Source organism: Pontibacter sp. E15-1 (assembly GCF_022601975.1).
Lineage (GTDB): Bacteria > Bacteroidota > Bacteroidia > Cytophagales > Hymenobacteraceae > Pontibacter.
Window position 1 is genome coordinate 1 of record NZ_JAKVIR010000013.1, and the last position, 18,742, is coordinate 18,742.

Here is an 18,742-nt window from a genome sequence, read left to right on the forward strand (position 1 = left end):
GATAGTCTCTCTTTCCCAAGCGGGATGCAAAGGTAACAACCTTTTCCCTTTCCGCAAGCAATAAAAGAAAGTTTTTTCTCGAGGCCTGACAAGGTATAAAGCCTGTGTTGCGAAGCGGGCTGCAAAGGTAAGATCCTTTTCTCCCCAAACAAGCTGCAGGCGATAAGTTATTTTTTAAAGCTTTCTGTCCCCTCTTCCCATCCTCAAACCCCGCCGTTCCTGCTGAACCGGGATGCAAAAGTAGGGAATTAATTTAGAGAGGCAAGCAGTGCAGTTGAAAAAAGTTGGGGAAAGGGGATTGCATAATGGGAAGTGGCTGATAATCTGCTTTCAAAGCCTAAAAAAAAATGAATGAACAAGACAAGCTACTGGCTTTCCGACTTTGCCATCAACCATACAAACATTCATATGCCGGTATAAATAGCTTACATTTTTGTAGCTATACCATCTTACTCCCTACCAAACGTGGTTTATACATCTACTTCTCTTATACTATACCTCCATATATAGCGAGAGCAGAAAGTCTACCTTCCTGCTCTTACTGTATATCCTGCTCTATATATGGTATGGTCTGATAGATGAAGCAGGGCTGACAAGGCTACAACTACTTTCATTCAGAAGACATTCTTCTTTTAGCAACCTCAATTAGCCATAACATTTATCATCCATCAAGTTATACCCCCACCATACCTAACTGTGTAATTGCCCTATACCTTATATCAACAGAAAAGCCCCAGCATCGCGGCCGGGGCTTTCCATTTATATATACAGTCTACTGCTTACGCAATGATTGCTTCTCTCTTTAAGGTACTCTTTCTGTCTGGGCCTACCGACACGATCGTGATCGGTACTTGCAGGTGCTGCTCCAGGAATGAGAGATAGGTTTTGAATGCCTCTGGCAGCTCCTCTATCGACTCTATCTTGTTCAGCTCAACTCGCCAGCCCGCCAGTTCTTCATACACCGGCTCCAGCTTCTCTACATCCATTGTGTGCGGCACCTGATCCGTAATTTCGCCTGAGGCCAGTTTGTAGTGCGTGCACACCTTTATGGTATCAAAGTCGGTCAGCACGTCGGCCTTCATCATGTTCAGCTGTGTTACGCCGTTCAGCATGATGGAGTATTTCAGGCTTGGCAGGTCTACCCAGCCGCAACGGCGCGGACGCCCTGTGGTGGAACCGAACTCGCGACCGGCCTGGCGTATGCTTTCGCCTACCTCATCCAATAGCTCAGTCGGGAATGGGCCGCTTCCTACCCGGGTACAGTATGCCTTGAAGATGCCGTATACCTCGCCGATGTGCCGTGGGGCCACGCCCAAACCTGTGCAGGCACCGGCCACCAGTGTCGTAGAAGAGGTAACAAACGGATAGGTTCCGAAGTCCACATCCAGCAACGCTCCTTGTGCGCCTTCCGCCAGGATGCGCTTGCTGTTCTGCATGGCGTTGTTGATCATATACTCGGTGTCTTCCAGTTGCAGGGTGCGGAGGTAATCCACTGCCTCGAAGAAGGCTTGCTCCTGGTCGCCAAGCTCCAGCTTCTGACCGTAGAACTCCACAATGCTGCGGTGGCGGTCTACGAGGCGGTCATAGCACGCTTTGAAATCATCCGCCAGGATATCGCCCACGCGCAAACCTACACGGCCGATCTTATCCTGATAGGTTGGTCCGATGCCCTTCAGGGTAGAGCCGATCTTGCTGCTGCCCAAGGCCTCTTCCGAAACACGGTCCAGCACTCTGTGCGAAGGCAGGATCAGGGATGCTTTCTTGGAGATGAAGAGGTTCTTCGCTGCATCCACGCCCCTGTCGCTCAGCTTCTGCATCTCGGTGCGGAACACGATCGGGTCCAACACCACGCCGTTGCCGATGATGTTCTGGATGTGCGGATGGAAAATACCGGAAGGAATCTGGTGGAGCACATGCTTGGTGCCTTCAAACTCCAACGTGTGCCCTGCGTTCGGGCCGCCCTGGAAACGGGCTACTATGTCATAGGTCGGGGCTAGTACATCTACTATTTTACCTTTTCCTTCGTCGCCCCACTGCAGACCTATTAATATATCAACTGCCATTTACGTATTTAATAAATTGATTCTTTTAAGAATTGCGCCGCAAAGTTATCATTTTCTGCGATAGTGAAAATCGCATTTAGCTTTGTGACGATTAAAAGCTTGCGGATATGGTCGGATGGCTTGATGAGCACCAGCTCGCCGCCGCGGTTCCGGAACCTAGTGAGCAAGGACACCAGCACGCCCATCCCGCCACTGTCCATGTAGCGCACATTGGAGAGGTCCACTGCGCAAAGCAGCGTTGCCGGGGGCTTCTGGCCGTCCATCTCATCCACCAGGCTTTGGGTGTCAGTGCCGGATATCAGGTCTCCCTCCAACCTGATAAATAGAATGTCATCTTTGAGCTCTGTCTGATACTTCATGTTGCTGCTCTTCTGTCGCTTTCTTGGCGCGGCAATCGCCGCAGATACCGTATAAGTTCAGGGAATGGTGCAAGATATGAAAATTTAGCAGGTCCCCCACCATGGTCTGTATATTATGAATCCGGGGGTCGCAGAACTCCACCACCTTGTGGCACTCCGTGCAAATCACGTGGTCGTGCTGTCGGTAGCCATACGATTTCTCGTACTGCGCCAGGTTGCGGCCGAACTGGTGCTTGCTCACCAGGTCGTTCTCCACCAGCAGGTCCAGGGTGTTATACACCGTGGCGCGGCTGACGCGGTAATTCTTGTTTTTCATACTTATATAGAGCGACTCCACATCAAAGTGCCCGTCGCGCGAGTAGATCTCCTCTAAAATAGCGTAGCGCTCCGGCGTTTTCCGCAGCCCCTTGCTCTCTAGGTATGCCGTGAAGATCTTCTTTACCTCTTCAAACTTTACTGTATTTAATGCCATAGCTGTTCTAATGATAGCCTTCCTTTATTCGAAGCGCTCTACCGTGAGCACCCCGGGTACCCTTCCCATACGCTGCATCAGCTTATCGAGATGGCCGGTGTCGTTTACGAAAACCATGATGTTCCCCTCAAAAATCCCGTCGTTGGAGTCGATAGTGATCGAGCGCATATTTACTTTCAAACTGGTGGAGATGACTTTGGTTAAGTCGTTTACCAAGCCCACGCGGTCAGTGCCCTTGATGCGGATACCGGCCAGAAAAGCGAGCTCCTTCTGATCGGTCCACTTCGCCTTGATGATCCTGTTGCCATAGTTCGACATCAGCTCGATGCCGCGCTTGCAGGTGGTCCGGTGTATCTCAATGCCCCCGTCCTCGGTCTGGAAGCCGAACACATCGTCGCCGGGTATGGGGTTGCAGCACTTGGCCACTTTGTAATCCTCCATGTTCAGGGTGTTCTCCCCGATCACGAGCATATCCGAGTTCACGCCCCTGATCTTCTGCACCTCCTTGTCAAAAGTCTTGAGCTCCAGCATCGACGTGGCCTTCTCGGCAGCAGCCGAAAAGATCACCTCCTTCACGCTCTTTATATCGATATAGCCTGTGGCGATGCGGTAGTATAAATCCTGCACCGAGGGCACGTTAAAGTAAGCCTGCAGCTTGTTAATGTTCGGCTGTGTGTCGGCCACCTCCAACTGGCCCATTCGGTTCACCAGCATCGCCTTGCCTTGCTCGGCCTTGTTTTTGCGCTCCTCGCGCAGGGCATCCTTTATGCGGGTGCGGGCCTTGGAGGTAACCGCGTACTGCAGCCACTCCTCGTTCGGCTTTTGTTTCTGCGAGGTCAGGATCTCCACCTGGTCGCCGTTCTTCAGCTTATAGCTCAGGGGCACCAGCTTCTGGTTCACCTTTGCCCCCAGGCATTGCAAGCCGATATGGGTATGGATCTCAAAGGCGAAATCGAGGGCGGTGGCTTTGTCGGGCAGGATGATGAGCTCGCCCTTGGGCGTAAACACGAACACCTCCTCCACAAAGAGGTTGTTGCGGAACTCATCCATAAACTCGAGCGCGTCGGAGTTGTTTGCCTCCAGCATGTCGCGCACCTTGTTTATCCACAGCTCCAGGCCCGACTCGCCGGAGCCCGTACCCTCGGTCTTATACTTCCAGTGGGCCGCATACCCCCGCTCCGCGATCTCGTCCATGCGCTTGGTCCGGATCTGCACCTCCACCCACTGGCCCGAACGGCTCATCACGGTGGTGTGCAACGACTCATACCCATTGGCCTTGGGCGTGTTCACCCAGTCGCGCAGGCGGTCGGGGCTTGGCTGGTAGAAGTCTGTTATTATAGAGTATACCTGCCAGCAGGCCGCCTTCTCGTTCTCCAGGGGCACGTCCAGTATAATCCGAATGGCGAAGAGGTCATAGATCTCATCGAAGGTGATATTCTGCTTCTTGATCTTCTTTAGGATGGAGTAGATGGACTTGGGCCGCCCTTTGATGGCGAACTTAAAGCCATACTTCCGAAGTTCCTCCTCTATCGGCGAGGTAAAGTCTTTGATAAACTTGTTCCGGGCGCTGCGCGTCTGGCGGATTTTGTTAGATATGTCTTTATACGTATCGGTGTCAGTATACTTGAGGTATAAATCCTCCAGCTCCGACTTAAAGGCATACAAACCGAGCCGGTGCGCCAGCGGGGCGTACAGGTACATAGTTTCGGAGGCGATCTTGAGCTGCTTGTGGCGCGGCATGCTGTCGAGGGTGCGCATGTTGTGCAGGCGGTCGGCCAGCTTGATCAGGATCACGCGCACATCGTCGCTGAGCGTGAGCAGCATCTTCCGGAAGTTCTCGGCCTGTTGCGAAGTGCCGTAGTCGAACACGCCCGAGATCTTGGTGAGTCCCTCGATGATCTTGGCCACGCTCGGCCCGAACTCGCGCTCCACGTCCGATATCTCCATCTCGGTGTCTTCCACCACGTCGTGCAGCAGGGCCGCCACGATGGAGGTGGTGCCCAGCCCGATCTCCTCCACCGCGATCTGGGCCACGGCCAGCGGGTGCAGGATGTAGGGTTCGCCTGACTTGCGCCGCATGTCCTTGTGCGCCTCCAGCGAGGTATTGAACGCTTTCTTGATGATCTTGGCGTCGTTGTCCTTCAGGAAAGGCTTGGCGTACCGGAGCAATCTTCTATAGTGTCGTAGGATCTCTTTGCGTTCTGCTTCTGGATCAATCATGATATACTATTGTGGGAGAACAGACACGCGTACACCCCCTTCCGGGTGCTTGCGTGCCGCTTGTATACTATATAAATAAGGCCGTTGCTTTATTCGTTCAAATATAAGGGAATATAAAATGCAACCAATAACCTGCCGGGGCAAAGGATTGGCGTTCCGGCAGACTCTGTAAGTTAAAAATATTTGAGAAAAATCAGGGCCTGGTATTGCATTTAAAAAAACGGCTTGTAACTTTGCACCACTATTACAAAAAAGCACACGAAAGCGGATGTGGCGAAATTGGTAGACGCACTAGACTTAGGATCTAGCGCTGCGAGGCATGGGGGTTCGAGTCCCTCCATCCGCACACTCACAAACCCTCAACAGCCATGTTGGGGGTTTGTTTTTAGCAAATATCTCAACATTAAATTTTATAAGCCTTGAATATTTCATTAAACCAAACCGACAGCACCAACGCGCAACTGAAGGTAGTACTGGAAGAGGCCGACTACGCCCCGAAAGTAGACCAGCAGGTAAAAGAATACAGCAAAAAAGCCCAGATCAAGGGCTTCAGACCTGGCAAAGTGCCGGCAGGGCTTGTAAAGAAGATGTACGGCAAGAGCATCCTGGTGGAGCAGATCAACAAGACGCTGCAGGAGGAGATCTCGAAGTATATCCGCGAGAACGATGTGAAGCTTCTGGGAGAGCCCCTTCCGGAGCCAAACCAGGACCAGATCGACTGGGACAACCAGAAGGAGTTTGAGTTTACCTATGCTGTAGGATTACTTCCAGACGTGAAGCTTCCGCTGGACAAGAGCGTGGAGGGCTTCGCCATTGAGGTAGACAAAAACACGATCGACGAGGCATACACCAACCTGAAGAACCAGTTCGGCAAAACCATCAACCCGGAGACGTCTGAGCAGGGCGACTTTATCTCTGGTGAGCTGAAGGCGGTGGAAGGCGAGTTCGCCTCCAAGACGCTGATCCCGACAAGCCGCGTGGTGGAAGGACAGGAGAAGTTTGTAGGCGTGAAGGCCGACGACGTGATCCGCTTCGACATCCGCAAGACGTTTGGCGACGACAACGCTGCCCTGGCACATGTAACGGGCCTGAGCAAAGACGACGCGGCAAACCTTAACGGCGAGTTTGAGTTCACGGTGGAGAAAATCAACCGCACAGAAGGCGCTGAGCTGAACCAGGAACTTTTTGACAAGCTTTTCGGTAAAGACGAAGTAACCACCGAGGAAGAGTTTGACGCCAAGCTTCGTGAGACCATCAAGGAGAACTACGAGCGCGAGGCCGACAACCTGCTCTACCGCAAGATCATCGACACCTTGGTAGACAACCTGGATGTTGAGTTGCCAACCGAGTTCTTCAAGCGCTGGCTGACGGTGACCAACGAGGGCAAACTGACCACAGAGCAGATCGAGGAGAACTTCGACAAGTATGTGCGTGAGCTGAAGTGGTCGATGATCAAGAACAAGGTTGTGGAAGACAACGACCTGAAAGTGAGCAACGAGGAAGTGGTAGAGGCGACAAAGGAGAAAATGCTTGCGCAGTTTAACATGCCGGAGATTCCGGAGGAGTTGCTGGAGAGCATGAACAATTACGCCAACCAGTACCTCAACCAGGACAACGGCCGTAACTACATGCAGGAATACGAGCAATTGCTGGCTGAGAAGGTGCTCGCTAAACTAAAAGAGCAGATGACTGTTGTAGAGAAGACAATCACAGCAGAGGACTTCAAAAACAATTCGTTTGAATAAGCAAACGAATACACTATATTAGCAAAAAGGTCCTTTTAACTAAGGACCTTTTTTTTATTTTTGAGTAAACCGTAAACCTAAACAATATGATGTTTAACAAAGACGAGTTCCGCAAATTTGCCGTTAAAGGCCAGGGCATGAGCGGCTTGGGCGTAGACCAATATATAAACCACGTGGAAGGCCGCGCCATGCACACCATCGAAAGCATGACACGCTCCGTAATTGAGGAACGCCCCACCAACTTCCGTGAGATTGACGTGTTCTCCCGTCTGATCATGGACCGTATCATTTTCCTGGGCACACAGGTGGATGATTTTATCGCCAACATCATCACGGCCCAACTGCTGTTCCTGGAGTCGGCGGATGCCAAGAAAGACATCCTGCTCTATATCAACAGCCCGGGTGGCTCTGTGTATGCCGGCTTGGGTATATATGACACCATGCAGTATGTGAACCCGGACGTGGCCACGATCTGCACAGGCCTTGCCGCCTCCATGGGTGCGGTGCTGCTGGCCGGTGGCGCCGCCAACAAGCGCTCTGCCCTGCCGCACGCCCGCATCATGATTCACCAGCCGATGGGCGGAGCCCAGGGCCAGGCGTCTGACATCGAGATCACCGCCCGCGAGATCCTGAAGCTGAAGAAAGAGCTGTATGAGATTCTGGCGGAGCACTCCGGCAAGTCATACCAGGAAGTGTACGACAACTCAGACCGCGACTATTGGATGAAAGCCGATGAGGCCAAAGAGTATGGCCTGATTGACGAGATCCTGACACGTAAGAAGGTGTAACTGTCTTCCAACCAAAATCATCAAAAAACCCGCTTCTGTGTAGGAGCGGGTTTTTTATTTAGTTGATTTATATGGTTTTAGAATGATTTTAAAGGCACTTTTCTTTTTATAGTCTCATAATCCCAAAATAGTTATCAACAGTTAAATGTGGAAACAATTATTGCGTAAACACCTCATAATAAACATTTTGTCCCTTTATATATAAATATAAATCTTAAAATTTACGACCTCGTTTTAACGCTATCGTAACATTTGCATCTAAAAAATTGTGCTCTTTTAACTTTTCAATTTTGTATCTTTGCTTTAGGCTCTAGTTCACAAAGCCTGATTTGTTTGGATCAATCTTTTCGTATGGCTGAAATTACTTGCTCATTTTGCGGCAAAAACAAGAAAGATGTATCGGTGATGATATCCGGTATCAACGCACACATTTGTGACCGTTGTATCGGGCAGGCACAGCAGATCCTGAACGAGGAGAACAAGATACGCGCTAATAGCCGCACTCCGAAGTTCAACCTGATGAAGCCGAAGGAGATGAAGACATACCTCGATCAGTTTGTTGTCGGCCAGGACGATGCGAAGAAGGTGATGTCGGTGGCGGTATATAACCACTACAAGCGCCTGATGCAACCGACCGAGAACGAGGAAGTGGTTATCGAGAAATCGAACATCATCATGGTGGGCGAGACGGGCACGGGCAAAACCTACCTGGCGCGTATGATGGCCGGTATCCTGCAGGTGCCTTTCTGCATTGCCGACGCGACTGTGCTGACAGAGGCCGGTTACGTGGGCGAGGACGTGGAAAGCATCCTGACACGCCTGCTGCAGGCCGCAGACTACAATGTGGAGTCGGCGGAGCGCGGCATTGTGTATATAGACGAGATTGACAAAATAGCCCGTAAGAGCGACAACCCATCCATTACCCGCGACGTGAGCGGCGAAGGCGTACAGCAGGCGCTGCTCAAACTGCTGGAGGGAACCTCCGTGAACGTGCCGCCGCAGGGTGGCCGCAAGCACCCGGAGCAAAAAATGATCACGGTGAATACGGAGAACATCCTGTTTATTTGTGGTGGCGCCTTTGTGGGCATTGACCGCCTGATCAAGAACCGTTTGAACACCCGCCCGATCGGCTTCTCGAAGTCGAAGCAGGACGATGCGGAGGAAAACGAGAACTTCCTGAAGTACCTCACCTCGCAGGATCTGAAGAACTTCGGCCTGATCCCAGAGCTGATTGGCCGCCTGCCGGTAGTCACGCACCTGGACCCGCTGGACAAAGAAACCCTGCGTCTGATCTTACTGGAGCCGAAGAACTCTATCGTGAAGCAGTACAAGCGCCTGTTTGAGATGGAGAACACCACGCTTAGCTTCGACGACAGCGCCCTGGAGTACATTGTGGAGAAGGCGGCAGAGTATAAACTCGGTGCCCGTGGCCTCCGCTCTATCTGCGAAGGCATCATGACGGACGCCATGTTTGAGCTGCCATCAGAAGAGGGAGAAAAGGAACTCATCATCACAGGTAAATATGCCCGTGAAAAATTCGAAAAATCAAGCCTGAAGCAATTGAAAGTAGCTTAAGGCAGTATACATATAAAAACGAATCGCCCCGACAGATTTACTGTCGGGGCGATTCGTTTTTATACCCTTCTCAGAGTTCGTTATAGTGGGAAACTCAACCACAGCTTTCTAACCGCGCCCGGAATAACGGTATGATGTTACGATCTAGCCATATCCTGGCCCAGGTAATTCACCATCAGGTCGGCAGCCCGCTCGGCTGTCCGGAAGGTGCCGATCTTCTCGCGCACCAGCGCATAGCCTTCCTGCTGCTTTTTAATGAAATGCCTGTCGAACAGCACCTGCTTTAGCTCCGCGATGATTTTCTTGGGCGTAAAATCGTCCTGTATCAGCTCCGTGACCACAGGCTTGTCGGCAATGAGGTTTACCAGGGAGATATAAGGCACTTTGATCACCATTTTCGCGATGGTATAAGAGATGGGGCTGGTTTTATAGCATACCACCTGCGGCACACCAAACAGCGCCGTTTCCAGGGTGGCGGTGCCGGAGGTCACGAGGGCCGCCTGCGCATGCGCCAGCAAATCATACGCCTGGTCATATATGATTTTGATGTTGGGGTCTTTGTTGTATTGCTCGTAATGCGACTTGGGCAGATTGGACACGCCAGCCACGACAAACTGATAATCCCGGAACGAGGGCAGCACGCTGAGCATCACGTGCAACATGCTCTCTATCTCCTGCCTGCGGCTGCCGGGCAGTATGGCAATGATGGGCTTGTTGTTGTAGAGCTTGTTCTTCGTCCGGAAGTCGGCGGTGCGGACGTGGTCGGTAACGGCGTCGTTTACCGGGTTGCCCACATAATCCACGCTGTAATCAAACCGGGCATAGAAGTCTTCCTCAAAGGGCATGATCACGAACATGCGATCTACCACTTTCTTGATCTTGTGCACCCGCCCCTGGTTCCAGGCCCATATCTTGGGAGAGATGTAGTAGTATACCTTCAGGCCACGCGCCTTGGCAAACCTGGCGATGCGCATGTTAAAGCCCGCGTAGTCCACCAGTATCACTACATCAGGCCGGTAGGCTTTGATGTCGGCCTTGCACTCTTTCAGAAAGCCCAGGATCTTGCCCAGGCTTTTGAACACCTCGGCAAAGCCCATAAAAGCCATCTCGCTATAGTGGTGCACGAGCTCCATACCCGCCTCCTGCATCATATCGCCGCCCCAGCCCCTGATCTCGGCCTCCGGGTCTTTCTGCCGCAGCTGCCGGATGAGGTTCGCGGCGTGTAAATCGCCGGAGCGCTCCCCGGCCACGATGTAATATTTCATGCAGATTGTTTCTGTTTGCGGCTACCGGAACAAGCGTGTGCCCGGCAGCGAATAAAAGAGGCGGTGTTGCTCGTGCGGCTATTCGCCGAAGTACTCTACGTAGTTGCGCGGCGTCTCATACAGCTTGAGGCTGTGCAGCTGCGCGTTTTTGTTGGAGATGTCGAGCACGCGGGGCTGCAGGATTTTCCAGAACTCCACGATCAGGTTCTCGGTGCTGGCGAGCTTGTCCTCCATAAAGGCCACATCAAGGTTCAGGTTCTTGTGGTCTACCTTGTCGATGACATGGGTGCGAATGAGGGTGCTCAGCTGTTTCAGGTCAATCACGAAGCCTGTGTCGGGGTCAGGCAGGCCCTTCACCGTCACGATCAGCTCGTAATTGTGCCCGTGCCAGTTGGTGTTGGCACATGGCCCGAAAACATCCTGGTTCTTGGCCAACGACCAGTTCGGGTTGTGCAGCTTGTGGGCCGCGTTGAAGTGCTCTAACCTGCTTACGTAAATCATCTAGCCTTTAAAATTGTAATTCTTTCTGAGTAGCAAATATACAAAGAAAGGAACACCAAAGAACGAAGTAATAATTCCAATGGGCAAACCGGCCGGCGGATATAGCAGACGCGAGAGCAAATCGCAAAGCAGCATGAAAAGGCCGCCCACAAAAGCACAGAAAAGCAGGTTGCTCTGGCCGGTGGTACCCATCAGCCCACGCGTGACGTGCGGTATGATCAGCCCCACAAACCCGATCGGCCCGGAGGTAGCCACGGCAAAGCCCGTCACCACCGACACGGTGCCCAGAATGACCCAGCGCGTCTGGGCCACGGGCACGCCGAGCGCCTGCGCCCGCTCCTCCCCCAGCAGCAGAATATTCAACTGTTTTTGATAGTATACAAACAGCAGCAAAGCCGCCAGCAGGGCAAAAGCAGGGTATGGCAGCAGCGCCCAGGTGGCGCGCTCGAAACTACCCATTGACCAGAAGATAACCGTGCGCAGCTTACTTTCAGAATCTGACAGAAACGTGAGCAAGCCCACCATGGCCGTGCCCAGCGAGCTGATGGCGATACCAGCCAGCAGCAACTGCGCAGGTATAAGCTGCAGTTTGCGGTAGCCCAGCGCCACCACCACCAGCGTCACGGCGAAGGCACCCAGCAGGGCGAAGATGGGCGGCATGTATACCCCCAGCACCGTGATCGGCACAAACCCGAAGAACACCACAATAGCGCCCAGCGAAGCCCCCGAGGCAGTGCCCAGCAGGTAGGGGTCGGCGAGGCCGTTGTTGACCATCGCCTGCATCAGGTAGCCGGACAGCGCCAGCGAGGCGCCCACCACCAGCGCCAGCAACAGGCGCGGCAGGCGCAGGTGCACGATGGCAAAGTGCGTGGTGTTGGCCGGATCATACCCCAGGAAAGCATCCAGCAATGTGCCGAGGTCTGACTCGAACGAGCCGACCTGCAAGCCCAGCACCAGCACCGCCAGAATAAGCAGAAACGCCCCTATAAAGTATACCGCCCTTTTCATGGGTACAGGAATTTCTCCAGCTCCCGGATAGACTCTACCACGCGCGGCGAGGGACGGGCCATCAGGTCGTGGGAGGGGGCGTATAGCCGTTGGTTCTGGTAGGCCTTTATCTTGCGGAGCTCCGGGTATATCCTGAAAAAGCCTTCCTCCAGTTCCTGCGGCGTGCCACCCAGCAGCACATCGGGGTTGCTTTTGAGGATATACTCGCGTGTCAGGGCATCGAAAGTTTCCGGCACCGCGTTCCGGGCGCCCAGGATGCGGAGTTTGTCCGTCAGCACCGTGCTGTGGCCATACACGTAAATCGGGTCGAAGCCCGCCAGGCCGAGCACTTTCTGGGGTATGGCCACCTGCCTGTGCCGGGCCTCGATGCGGGCCACCTCCTGCCGCAGCGAGTCTGCCAGTTGCGTGGCCTGTTGGGCCCTGCCCATGATCTGGCCGATGTCTTCCAGCGCCGAGAAGATGTCCTCCACCGTTTCGTATTTTTGATAGTAGACCGGTATACCCAGTTCCTCCAGCCGGGCGGCCACATCCAGCGGGGTAATGCCCTCCACGGTGAAGATCAGGTCGGGCTTGAGGGCCAGCACCTGCTCAAAATCGACGGGGTAATTGTTGACGATTGGCTTCGCGAGCGCCGCCGCCGGGTAGTCGTCGTTCTGGGTGCGGCCCACGATGGTGCTAGTGTCTAGCACGGCAAAGAGCATCTCCGTCATCGAGGTAGCCAGCGAAAGCACGCGTTTGGGCTGTCCGCTCAGTTTTACTTCCCGCCCCAGGCCGTCTTCCAGTATAAATTGCTTTTGTGTTTCCGGCTTGGTCTGGTTGCAGGTGGCCAGCGTGAGCAGCAGGCAAAGCAGGGAGAGGTATAGACAGGGCAGGCGCGGCTTCTTTTTCAATCGTTCGGGTTGTTTATGTATCGGCGGAAGCCAAGGCGGCTCCGTTTATTTTAGTAAATTTAACGCAATTTACGTTAGAGGTTTAAAAACTGAAGTATGATCGTAGTAACCGGTGCCGCGGGTTTTATCGCCAGTTGCCTTGTAGGCAGGCTGAACCAGGCCAATTTCAATGATATTGTGGTGGTAGACAACTTCTCTGTCGCCAAAAAAGAAGTTAACCTGAAGGGGAAAAAGATAAAAGAGTTTGTGGATCGCGACACCTTTTTTGAGTGGCTCGACGAGAACTACGAGGAAGTGGAGTTTATTTTCCACCTGGGGGCCCGCACCGATACCACCGAGTTTAACAAAGACGTGTTCGACCTCCTCAACCTGAACTACTCCAAGCAGGTATGGAACGCCTGCTGCGAGTACCAGATTCCACTGGTGTACGCCTCCTCAGCGGCCACGTATGGCGCTGGCACGCTGGGGTATGACGACGAGGAAGCGACCATCCCGCTGCTGCAGCCCCTGAACCCCTACGGCGACTCCAAGAACGACTTTGACATCTGGGCGCTGGAGCAAACAGCCAAGCCTTTCTTCTGGGCGGGCCTGAAGTTCTTCAACGTGTATGGCCCCAACGAGTACCACAAGGGCAGAATGGCTTCGGTGATTTTCCATACCTATCATCAGATCAAGGAAAAAGGAAGCATGACCCTGTTCCGCTCGCACAACCCCGACTATGCCGACGGTGAGCAGATGCGCGACTTTGTGTATGTGAAGGATGTGGTGGATGTCTGTCTCTTCCTGATGCACCACCGCAAGAACTCCGGTATCTACAACCTCGGCTCCGGCCAGGCACGCACTTTTATGGCGCTGGCCCTGAACACCTTTGATGCCATGGGCGTGGAGGCCGACATCAACTTTATGGACACGCCGGAGAACATCCGCGACAATTACCAGTATTTCACGGAGGCCAACATGAGCAAGCTCCGCTCCATCGGGTATGACAAGCCGTTTTATACTCTCGAGGAGGGTGTGAAAGACTACGTGCAGAATTATCTGATTCCGGGGAAGTATTATTAATTCAGTTAGAAATCAGAATTAGAGATTAGAGCCAGGTAGCGACAGGCCCTAACCCCATTCATAATCTTATTTTTTAGAGCACACGGGATACAATAACTCATATCCCGTGTGCTTTATTTTTCAATATCCTTAGATGTTAACGCCTGTTCAATACTTTTGCTAAATAACCCCGATTGGGTAGCAACATATACCTTGTCGTTTGTTTTAGCTATACCTGTGATAAAGTTTCCTTCTAACCCCGTATTATCCAACTCTCTAATATTAAAAGAGTTGTTTACATCTATTTCAAAAAGCTGGCTTTGATAGCTGGCTAACAACAAATCATCGCTAACTGCATAGTAGCTTAAATACTGTACATTTTCATTAAGATTGGTAACAAAGACCCAGTTATTACCGGTATTAGATGTAAAAAGCGATGACAACCCTTTACTCCCGTGATAAGTGACTGCATAATAATTGCCTTTATGCGCAAACAACCCATCAACAAATTCACCACTAACAATCCGGTCCATTTCACCTTTTTCTGAAACTTTGTCAAGTCCAAAATTTGATTCAACATAAAAATTACCGCCCATCGATTTGATCTGCTTTATGAATACCGAACGGCCAACATTCAAAATCTTTGAATCTGTTACAGCGACAACGTCATTTCCAAAGACGTCTGCTGAAACAGATAATTTAACCAACATAAGTCTGGTCCCAAAAGAGGAATCGTTCCCGCTATAATATGGTATTAGTAAAGTGTTACTGTCAGATAACCCGATGCACTCTTGTGTATAAGATAGCCCTAGTGCAAAACGGTTGAAATCAGGATCTAACGCCTTCATATACAGATGAGCGCTTGTTGTAAAAGTTGTTGGGTTCTTCACAGGTCTTACATAGAGCCCGTCTCTATCTTTACCAACAATCACGTGTGCATTCAAGGGAAACTTGTTCTGCGCCAAAGCCTCAAAATCATGGTAGTAATGCGCTACAGTCTCTGTTGTGCCGCTCTGCGATATAATAGAAAAAAGACTAAGCCCTAAAACATGCAGGTTATTACCATCAGCATAAATGTTACTGACAAATTTTTGACTATTCAGAAATTTATTGTGCAATTCCCAGATTTCGGCTGGTGCCACCTCTACTTCATCAAGGTCTTTTTTATTACAGGATATTAGCAAGCCTAGAACGCAGAAAGAGAGTATTAAGTGTTTCATATCAGGTAAGGGATTAAAAAGTTAATGGAGCAGTTTTACTAGCAATATGCAAATAATCATTTAATCTAAATAATTTAATATAGAAAACAATCGATCATTTATACATTAAAACAGCACCGATACCTGGGTCCTGCCGGTGTGCACGGCCCCTACCCCATTGGCTTTGCGGCCGTCGTAGTTCAGCGAGATGTTGAGGCCGTTGCTCAGGCGCTGCTGCAGGTTCAAAGACCAGGTGACGTTGTTGCCAGGGCGCAGCGCGTTCAGGATTTCATACCCCACATACGAGAAGGCATCGCCGGTAAAATCGATGTTCACGTACTTCAGGTTGCCCGTGAAGGTGCGCTTGCTCACCTGGCTCAGCTTGACCTCTATCCCCAGCTCATGAAACGCACCCTGCTGCTGTGCCTCTGCCAACGCCTGCACATCCTCGCGCACCGAGAACTGGTACTTGCCCGTAAACCGCAGCCTGGTATTGGGCTGGTACGACAACTCCGGCGACAGCTCCCGGCTCTCGATCCTGAAGTTTTTTGAGGTCAGGAAGTTCGACTGGTTCTCCCGCACGTTCAGGCCCATGCTTAGCTGCGTGCTCAGCACCTCGTTCAGGTTCAGGCGCCCGGCCAGCACGTGGCTGCCGATGTTACGGGTCTCGGTGCCATTGGTGAGCAGCGACTTTTGCTGGTTCTGCTGCACCGTGTACTCCATGCCATACTTGGGGTTGCTCCGGTTGAAATACACGGTATGGCGCATGCTTTTCACCAGCGAGATCAGGAACTGGTCTTCGATCGCCTGGGCAAACGGGTTGAAGCGGCGGGCCAGGTCATCGTCGGTCGTTTTCTTGTCGATGCTGACGAAGGTGAGCATCGAGAAATGGGTGAGCGATGCTTTGAGGCCCTTTTCGGAGCGCCAGCTGCGCGGCGTGTTGCTGGTGAGGCGGTAGGTGAAGCGGTTGGTAAAGGCGTTGATATACTCGTCGGTGGGCAGGTAGATTTTGATGTAGCGCCGCTGGTCCACGGTTTGCGCCTCCAGATAGTCGTTCAGGTTGCTGAGCTGGCCGCCCTCGCGCAGGTAATGCGTGCCCTGCCCCGGCAGCGTCTCCTGGAAAATGTAGATGCGCTTCAGTTCGCGGCCCGTGCCAGTGGCATAGCTCAGCTCCGATCGGAAACTGCCGTCCAGAAAGGCCGCGCTCCAATCCACCCGCGACTGGATGGTTTCCTCGTCCTTGCCGTTGGCTACCTGCAGTTTGCGGTATGTGCCCTGCAGCGAGAGGTCGCTTTCAGGGCCGAGGCGGGTTTGCATGGTCGCGTTCAGCGTCTGCCCCACTTCCGGCTGCCCCAGGGTGCCCACGCCGGTCGGGCGCTGGTCGGTGCGGTGGCTGTAATCTACCCGAAACCGGGTCAGCAGCGAGTCGCCGCTCTCCACATACACCACGTGCTCCTCAAAATACATGGCCGAGCCGATCACCGAGTCCGTGCCCAGGGCCGTGAGCTTGTTCTTGTCGAAGCGGTATACATAGCCCGGGGTAATTTTCCCGAAGTCGTAGGCCACGCCCAAGTCGCCGCGGTACCACTCCGACGCCCGTTGGCCCTGCTCGCTGCTGAGCATGAACAGGTGGTTGCGCAGCGTCACTTTCCCCAGCTGCTTCATCGCGTCCAGATAGTGCTGCACCCCGTCGAGCTGCTCCGCGCGGTAGCGCCGGCTGATGCGGTAATTGACCAGGTTCTCGGGATCCTGCGCCGCCCCCACCGAGAAGTTAAAGATATGGTCCTCGGCTTTTTTTGTCGTCAGCAGGCTCCAGTCGCGATCAAACTCAATGGGGCGGTAGCGGTCGATGGGCGAGAAGTTCGCGTCAGTATACTCGTAGTTGAGCGTGCTGTTCAGTTTATACCTCCCCAACACCTTCACCTCCTTGTCCTGCACCAGATAGCCTACCCGCACCGCCTTCCCCTGGTCGTCGGCGGCGTCCCGGTCGGAGAAGCGGTTGATGTCGTTCTCGGAGGCAGCGCCTTCCACAAAAAAGCTCACGCCCTGCTGCACCTCGTAGCTGCTCCCCACCGTAATCAACTGCTTCTTCTTTGGTGTGGGCAACACCCGCAAAGGGGTATAATTGCCCTGTTTCACGCCATTTCTGGGGGCTACCCACCGGTATACCCGGCCATTTATCGCAGTGTTCGCCAGCACGTAATCGCCATTGTTTTGGCCAACCTCCGTGAAGTTCACATTATAGAAAGCCGAGTCCGGGGAGTTAGAGTAGACGAAGATGGAGGCCGCGGTGCCCCCGTCGTTATACACCGTGTCGCGGCGGGCGTAGAGCACCTGCGTCGGGTTAAAGGCCACGGAGTCGGCGCCGCTGCTCACGGCAAGGTGCAGGCTGTCGCCCACGCTGGCCAACAGGCGCTTCTCCTCGTCCTGCAGGTTGAGGTTAATCAGGTTGTTGGGGTTGTCAGACTCGTTGTAGTAGTTGCCGTATACCTTCAGCTTGCCCAAGTTCTGGTAGTGGCTGAGGGTATAAATTCCCCGGCTGTAGTTCTGGTCCGAGTACTCAAAATCAACCTTCAGGCGCGTGTTCTTGGTGATGACGTGGCGGGTGGTGAAGGTGATCTCGGCCTGGTTGTAGTCGATCACGTAGTCGTAGTCATACCCCCGCTGCAGCAGCCTGCCATCCAGAAACACCCGCTCGGAGTTTGCCAGCACAATGATGAAGCGCTCGTTGTTGGGACCCCGCAGCCGGTATGGCCCCAGCACCCCCTCCTGCGCCTGCAACACCTGCGAGGCGAATTTGCCCTTCGACACAGAGGCCGCCACTGTGGTGATGCCTTCCCGGCCTTCCGGCCCGAGTTTCGTTTCGAAAGCGGCTCCCTGCACGTTTTTGTAATACTGCAGAAAGTAGGCGGGCCTGCTTTTCAGCACCACGTCGCCCGCCGTCAGTTGCCAGAGCCGGTGCTTCAGGGTGATGTATACCTTGTCGAACTCCTGGAGCTGCTGCGTGTTGCCCTCCGGCTGAAATGGGATGTTCTGGTCTGTGATGGCCGCCGTGATGCTGATGTCGTCGGTTAGCTTGCCGTCCAGCTGCAGGTTCAAGGCCGAGTTGACGAACACGTTCTGGGTATTGCCAAACGAGATGCCCCGCGAGATGCTGCCGGTCTTGTTCAGGCCGGGCGTCCGGAAAATCTCCTCCTTGGTGGTCAGGTCCTCCTGGTAAAAGCCGTCCCGGAACGAACTCATCTCCAGTTTGGTGATGTCGCGCCGAAAAGCCGGTTTGGTCAGGTTCATCGGCAGCACCCGGAAGCATACCTGCACGGAGTCGCGGAGCGCCTGCATCGTGCCCAGCGAGTCGATGGCGACAGAATCTGGGGCCGGGAAGCGGGTGAGGGTAAACTCGTTGAGGGTATAGCTGTAGGCAAAGGCGAAGGCCTCGCTTTTGGGGTGCGAGAACGTGACGGAGCCCGGCACCAGCGTGAGGGTGTCCAGTTGCTGCGGTATCGCGGTGACGGGAATCCAGACACAGCGCCTGTTGCTCAGCAGCGGCGACTGCGCCAACAGCGGCAGGCTCAGCCCGAACAACAGCAACGCCATATATACCCCTCTCCAACCCATG

The 18,742-nt window shown here is 53.2% G+C and carries 14 protein-coding genes and 1 tRNA gene; 5 read left to right on the top strand and 10 right to left on the bottom strand.

Annotation, left to right across the window (positions count from 1 at the left end; all coding sequences use genetic code 11):
- Positions 1–779 precede the first annotated feature (779 nt).
- The 4 genes from MKJ04_RS10425 to MKJ04_RS10440 are packed head-to-tail and all read right to left on the bottom strand — an operon-like array spanning position 780 to position 5,114.
- Positions 780–2,063 carry an adenylosuccinate synthase gene (locus MKJ04_RS10425; protein ID WP_241641579.1) on the bottom strand — a complete coding sequence of 428 codons (1,284 nt, stop codon included), beginning with the start codon at positions 2,061–2,063 and terminating at the stop codon, positions 780–782.
- 8 nt (positions 2,064–2,071) lie between these two features.
- Positions 2,072–2,422 carry an STAS domain-containing protein gene (locus MKJ04_RS10430; protein WP_241641580.1) on the bottom strand — a complete coding sequence of 117 codons (351 nt, stop codon included), beginning with the start codon at positions 2,420–2,422 and terminating at the stop codon, positions 2,072–2,074.
- Complete coding sequence (locus MKJ04_RS10435) at positions 2,394–2,894, bottom strand: Fur family transcriptional regulator (protein WP_241641581.1); 501 nt, start codon at positions 2,892–2,894, stop codon at positions 2,394–2,396. The genes MKJ04_RS10430 and MKJ04_RS10435 overlap by 29 nt, the downstream gene beginning before the upstream one ends.
- A gap of 24 nt (positions 2,895–2,918) precedes the next feature.
- Positions 2,919–5,114, bottom strand: a complete 2,196-nt coding sequence (locus MKJ04_RS10440) for a RelA/SpoT family protein (RefSeq protein ID WP_241641582.1) — start codon at positions 5,112–5,114, stop codon at positions 2,919–2,921.
- A gap of 264 nt (positions 5,115–5,378) precedes the next feature.
- Between MKJ04_RS10440 and MKJ04_RS10445 the strand changes: the two genes are divergently transcribed.
- From MKJ04_RS10445 to clpX, 4 genes are all read left to right on the top strand, one after another.
- Positions 5,379–5,460 (top strand) — tRNA-Leu (locus MKJ04_RS10445).
- 73 nt (positions 5,461–5,533) lie between these two features.
- Positions 5,534–6,859, top strand: coding sequence for a trigger factor (tig, locus tag MKJ04_RS10450; protein WP_241641583.1), 1,326 nt, complete (start codon positions 5,534–5,536; stop codon positions 6,857–6,859).
- Between the two features lie 89 nt (positions 6,860–6,948).
- Positions 6,949–7,647, top strand: coding sequence for a ClpP family protease (locus MKJ04_RS10455; protein WP_262918075.1), 699 nt, complete (start codon positions 6,949–6,951; stop codon positions 7,645–7,647).
- Between the two features lie 351 nt (positions 7,648–7,998).
- The gene (clpX, locus tag MKJ04_RS10460; RefSeq protein ID WP_241641584.1) at positions 7,999–9,222 is read left to right on the top strand and encodes an ATP-dependent Clp protease ATP-binding subunit ClpX; all 1,224 of its coding nucleotides are present in this window, start codon (positions 7,999–8,001) and stop codon (positions 9,220–9,222) included.
- Between the two features lie 137 nt (positions 9,223–9,359).
- Here the strand turns inward: clpX and lpxB are convergent, their stop codons facing one another.
- The 4 genes from lpxB to MKJ04_RS10480 form a co-directional block, all read right to left on the bottom strand.
- The gene (gene lpxB / locus MKJ04_RS10465) at positions 9,360–10,487 is read right to left on the bottom strand and encodes a lipid-A-disaccharide synthase (RefSeq protein ID WP_241641585.1); all 1,128 of its coding nucleotides are present in this window, start codon (positions 10,485–10,487) and stop codon (positions 9,360–9,362) included.
- 78 nt (positions 10,488–10,565) lie between these two features.
- Entirely contained in the window at positions 10,566–10,988 is a 423-nt protein-coding gene (locus MKJ04_RS10470; RefSeq protein WP_241641586.1) for a 6-pyruvoyl trahydropterin synthase family protein, read from the bottom strand.
- The gene (locus tag MKJ04_RS10475; protein ID WP_241641587.1) at positions 10,989–11,996 is read right to left on the bottom strand and encodes a FecCD family ABC transporter permease; all 1,008 of its coding nucleotides are present in this window, start codon (positions 11,994–11,996) and stop codon (positions 10,989–10,991) included.
- Positions 11,993–12,886 carry an ABC transporter substrate-binding protein gene (locus MKJ04_RS10480; RefSeq protein ID WP_241641588.1) on the bottom strand — a complete coding sequence of 298 codons (894 nt, stop codon included), beginning with the start codon at positions 12,884–12,886 and terminating at the stop codon, positions 11,993–11,995. Before MKJ04_RS10480 ends, MKJ04_RS10475 begins: the two co-directional genes overlap by 4 nt.
- 96 nt (positions 12,887–12,982) lie before the next feature.
- On the opposite strand from MKJ04_RS10480, the gene rfaD reads away from it, so the two are divergent.
- A complete protein-coding gene (gene rfaD, locus MKJ04_RS10485; RefSeq protein WP_241641589.1) occupies positions 12,983–13,948 on the top strand; it encodes an ADP-glyceromanno-heptose 6-epimerase in 966 nt (321 codons plus the stop codon).
- 113 nt (positions 13,949–14,061) lie between these two features.
- Here rfaD and MKJ04_RS10490 read toward each other — a convergent pair whose 3' ends face one another.
- On the bottom strand, positions 14,062–15,147 hold the full coding sequence (locus MKJ04_RS10490) for a hypothetical protein (RefSeq protein WP_241641590.1): 1,086 nt from the start codon (positions 15,145–15,147) through the stop codon (positions 14,062–14,064).
- A gap of 105 nt (positions 15,148–15,252) precedes the next feature.
- Positions 15,253–18,720 (bottom strand): hypothetical protein, encoded by a 3,468-nt coding sequence (locus MKJ04_RS10495; RefSeq protein WP_241641591.1) that lies wholly within the window; start codon positions 18,718–18,720, stop codon positions 15,253–15,255.
- Positions 18,721–18,742: the final 22 nt, after the last annotated feature.

Excerpts from the sequence above, each read along its gene's own strand:
- MKJ04_RS10425 (WP_241641579.1), bottom strand. The coding sequence starts at position 2,063 with ATGGCAGTTGATATATTAATAGGTCTGCAGTGGGGCGACGAAGGAAAA.
- clpX (WP_241641584.1), top strand. The coding sequence starts at position 7,999 with ATGGCTGAAATTACTTGCTCATTTTGCGGCAAAAACAAGAAAGATGTA.
- MKJ04_RS10455 (WP_262918075.1), top strand. The coding sequence starts at position 6,949 with ATGTTTAACAAAGACGAGTTCCGCAAATTTGCCGTTAAAGGCCAGGGC.
- MKJ04_RS10475 (WP_241641587.1), bottom strand. The coding sequence starts at position 11,996 with ATGAAAAGGGCGGTATACTTTATAGGGGCGTTTCTGCTTATTCTGGCG.
- MKJ04_RS10440 (WP_241641582.1), bottom strand. The coding sequence starts at position 5,114 with ATGATTGATCCAGAAGCAGAACGCAAAGAGATCCTACGACACTATAGA.
- MKJ04_RS10435 (WP_241641581.1), bottom strand. The coding sequence starts at position 2,894 with ATGGCATTAAATACAGTAAAGTTTGAAGAGGTAAAGAAGATCTTCACG.
- MKJ04_RS10470 (WP_241641586.1), bottom strand. The coding sequence starts at position 10,988 with ATGATTTACGTAAGCAGGTTAGAGCACTTCAACGCGGCCCACAAGCTG.
- MKJ04_RS10490 (WP_241641590.1), bottom strand. The coding sequence starts at position 15,147 with ATGAAACACTTAATACTCTCTTTCTGCGTTCTAGGCTTGCTAATATCC.
- lpxB (WP_241641585.1), bottom strand. The coding sequence starts at position 10,487 with ATGAAATATTACATCGTGGCCGGGGAGCGCTCCGGCGATTTACACGCC.
- MKJ04_RS10430 (WP_241641580.1), bottom strand. The coding sequence starts at position 2,422 with ATGAAGTATCAGACAGAGCTCAAAGATGACATTCTATTTATCAGGTTG.
- MKJ04_RS10495 (WP_241641591.1), bottom strand. The coding sequence starts at position 18,720 with ATGGCGTTGCTGTTGTTCGGGCTGAGCCTGCCGCTGTTGGCGCAGTCG.
- rfaD (WP_241641589.1), top strand. The coding sequence starts at position 12,983 with ATGATCGTAGTAACCGGTGCCGCGGGTTTTATCGCCAGTTGCCTTGTA.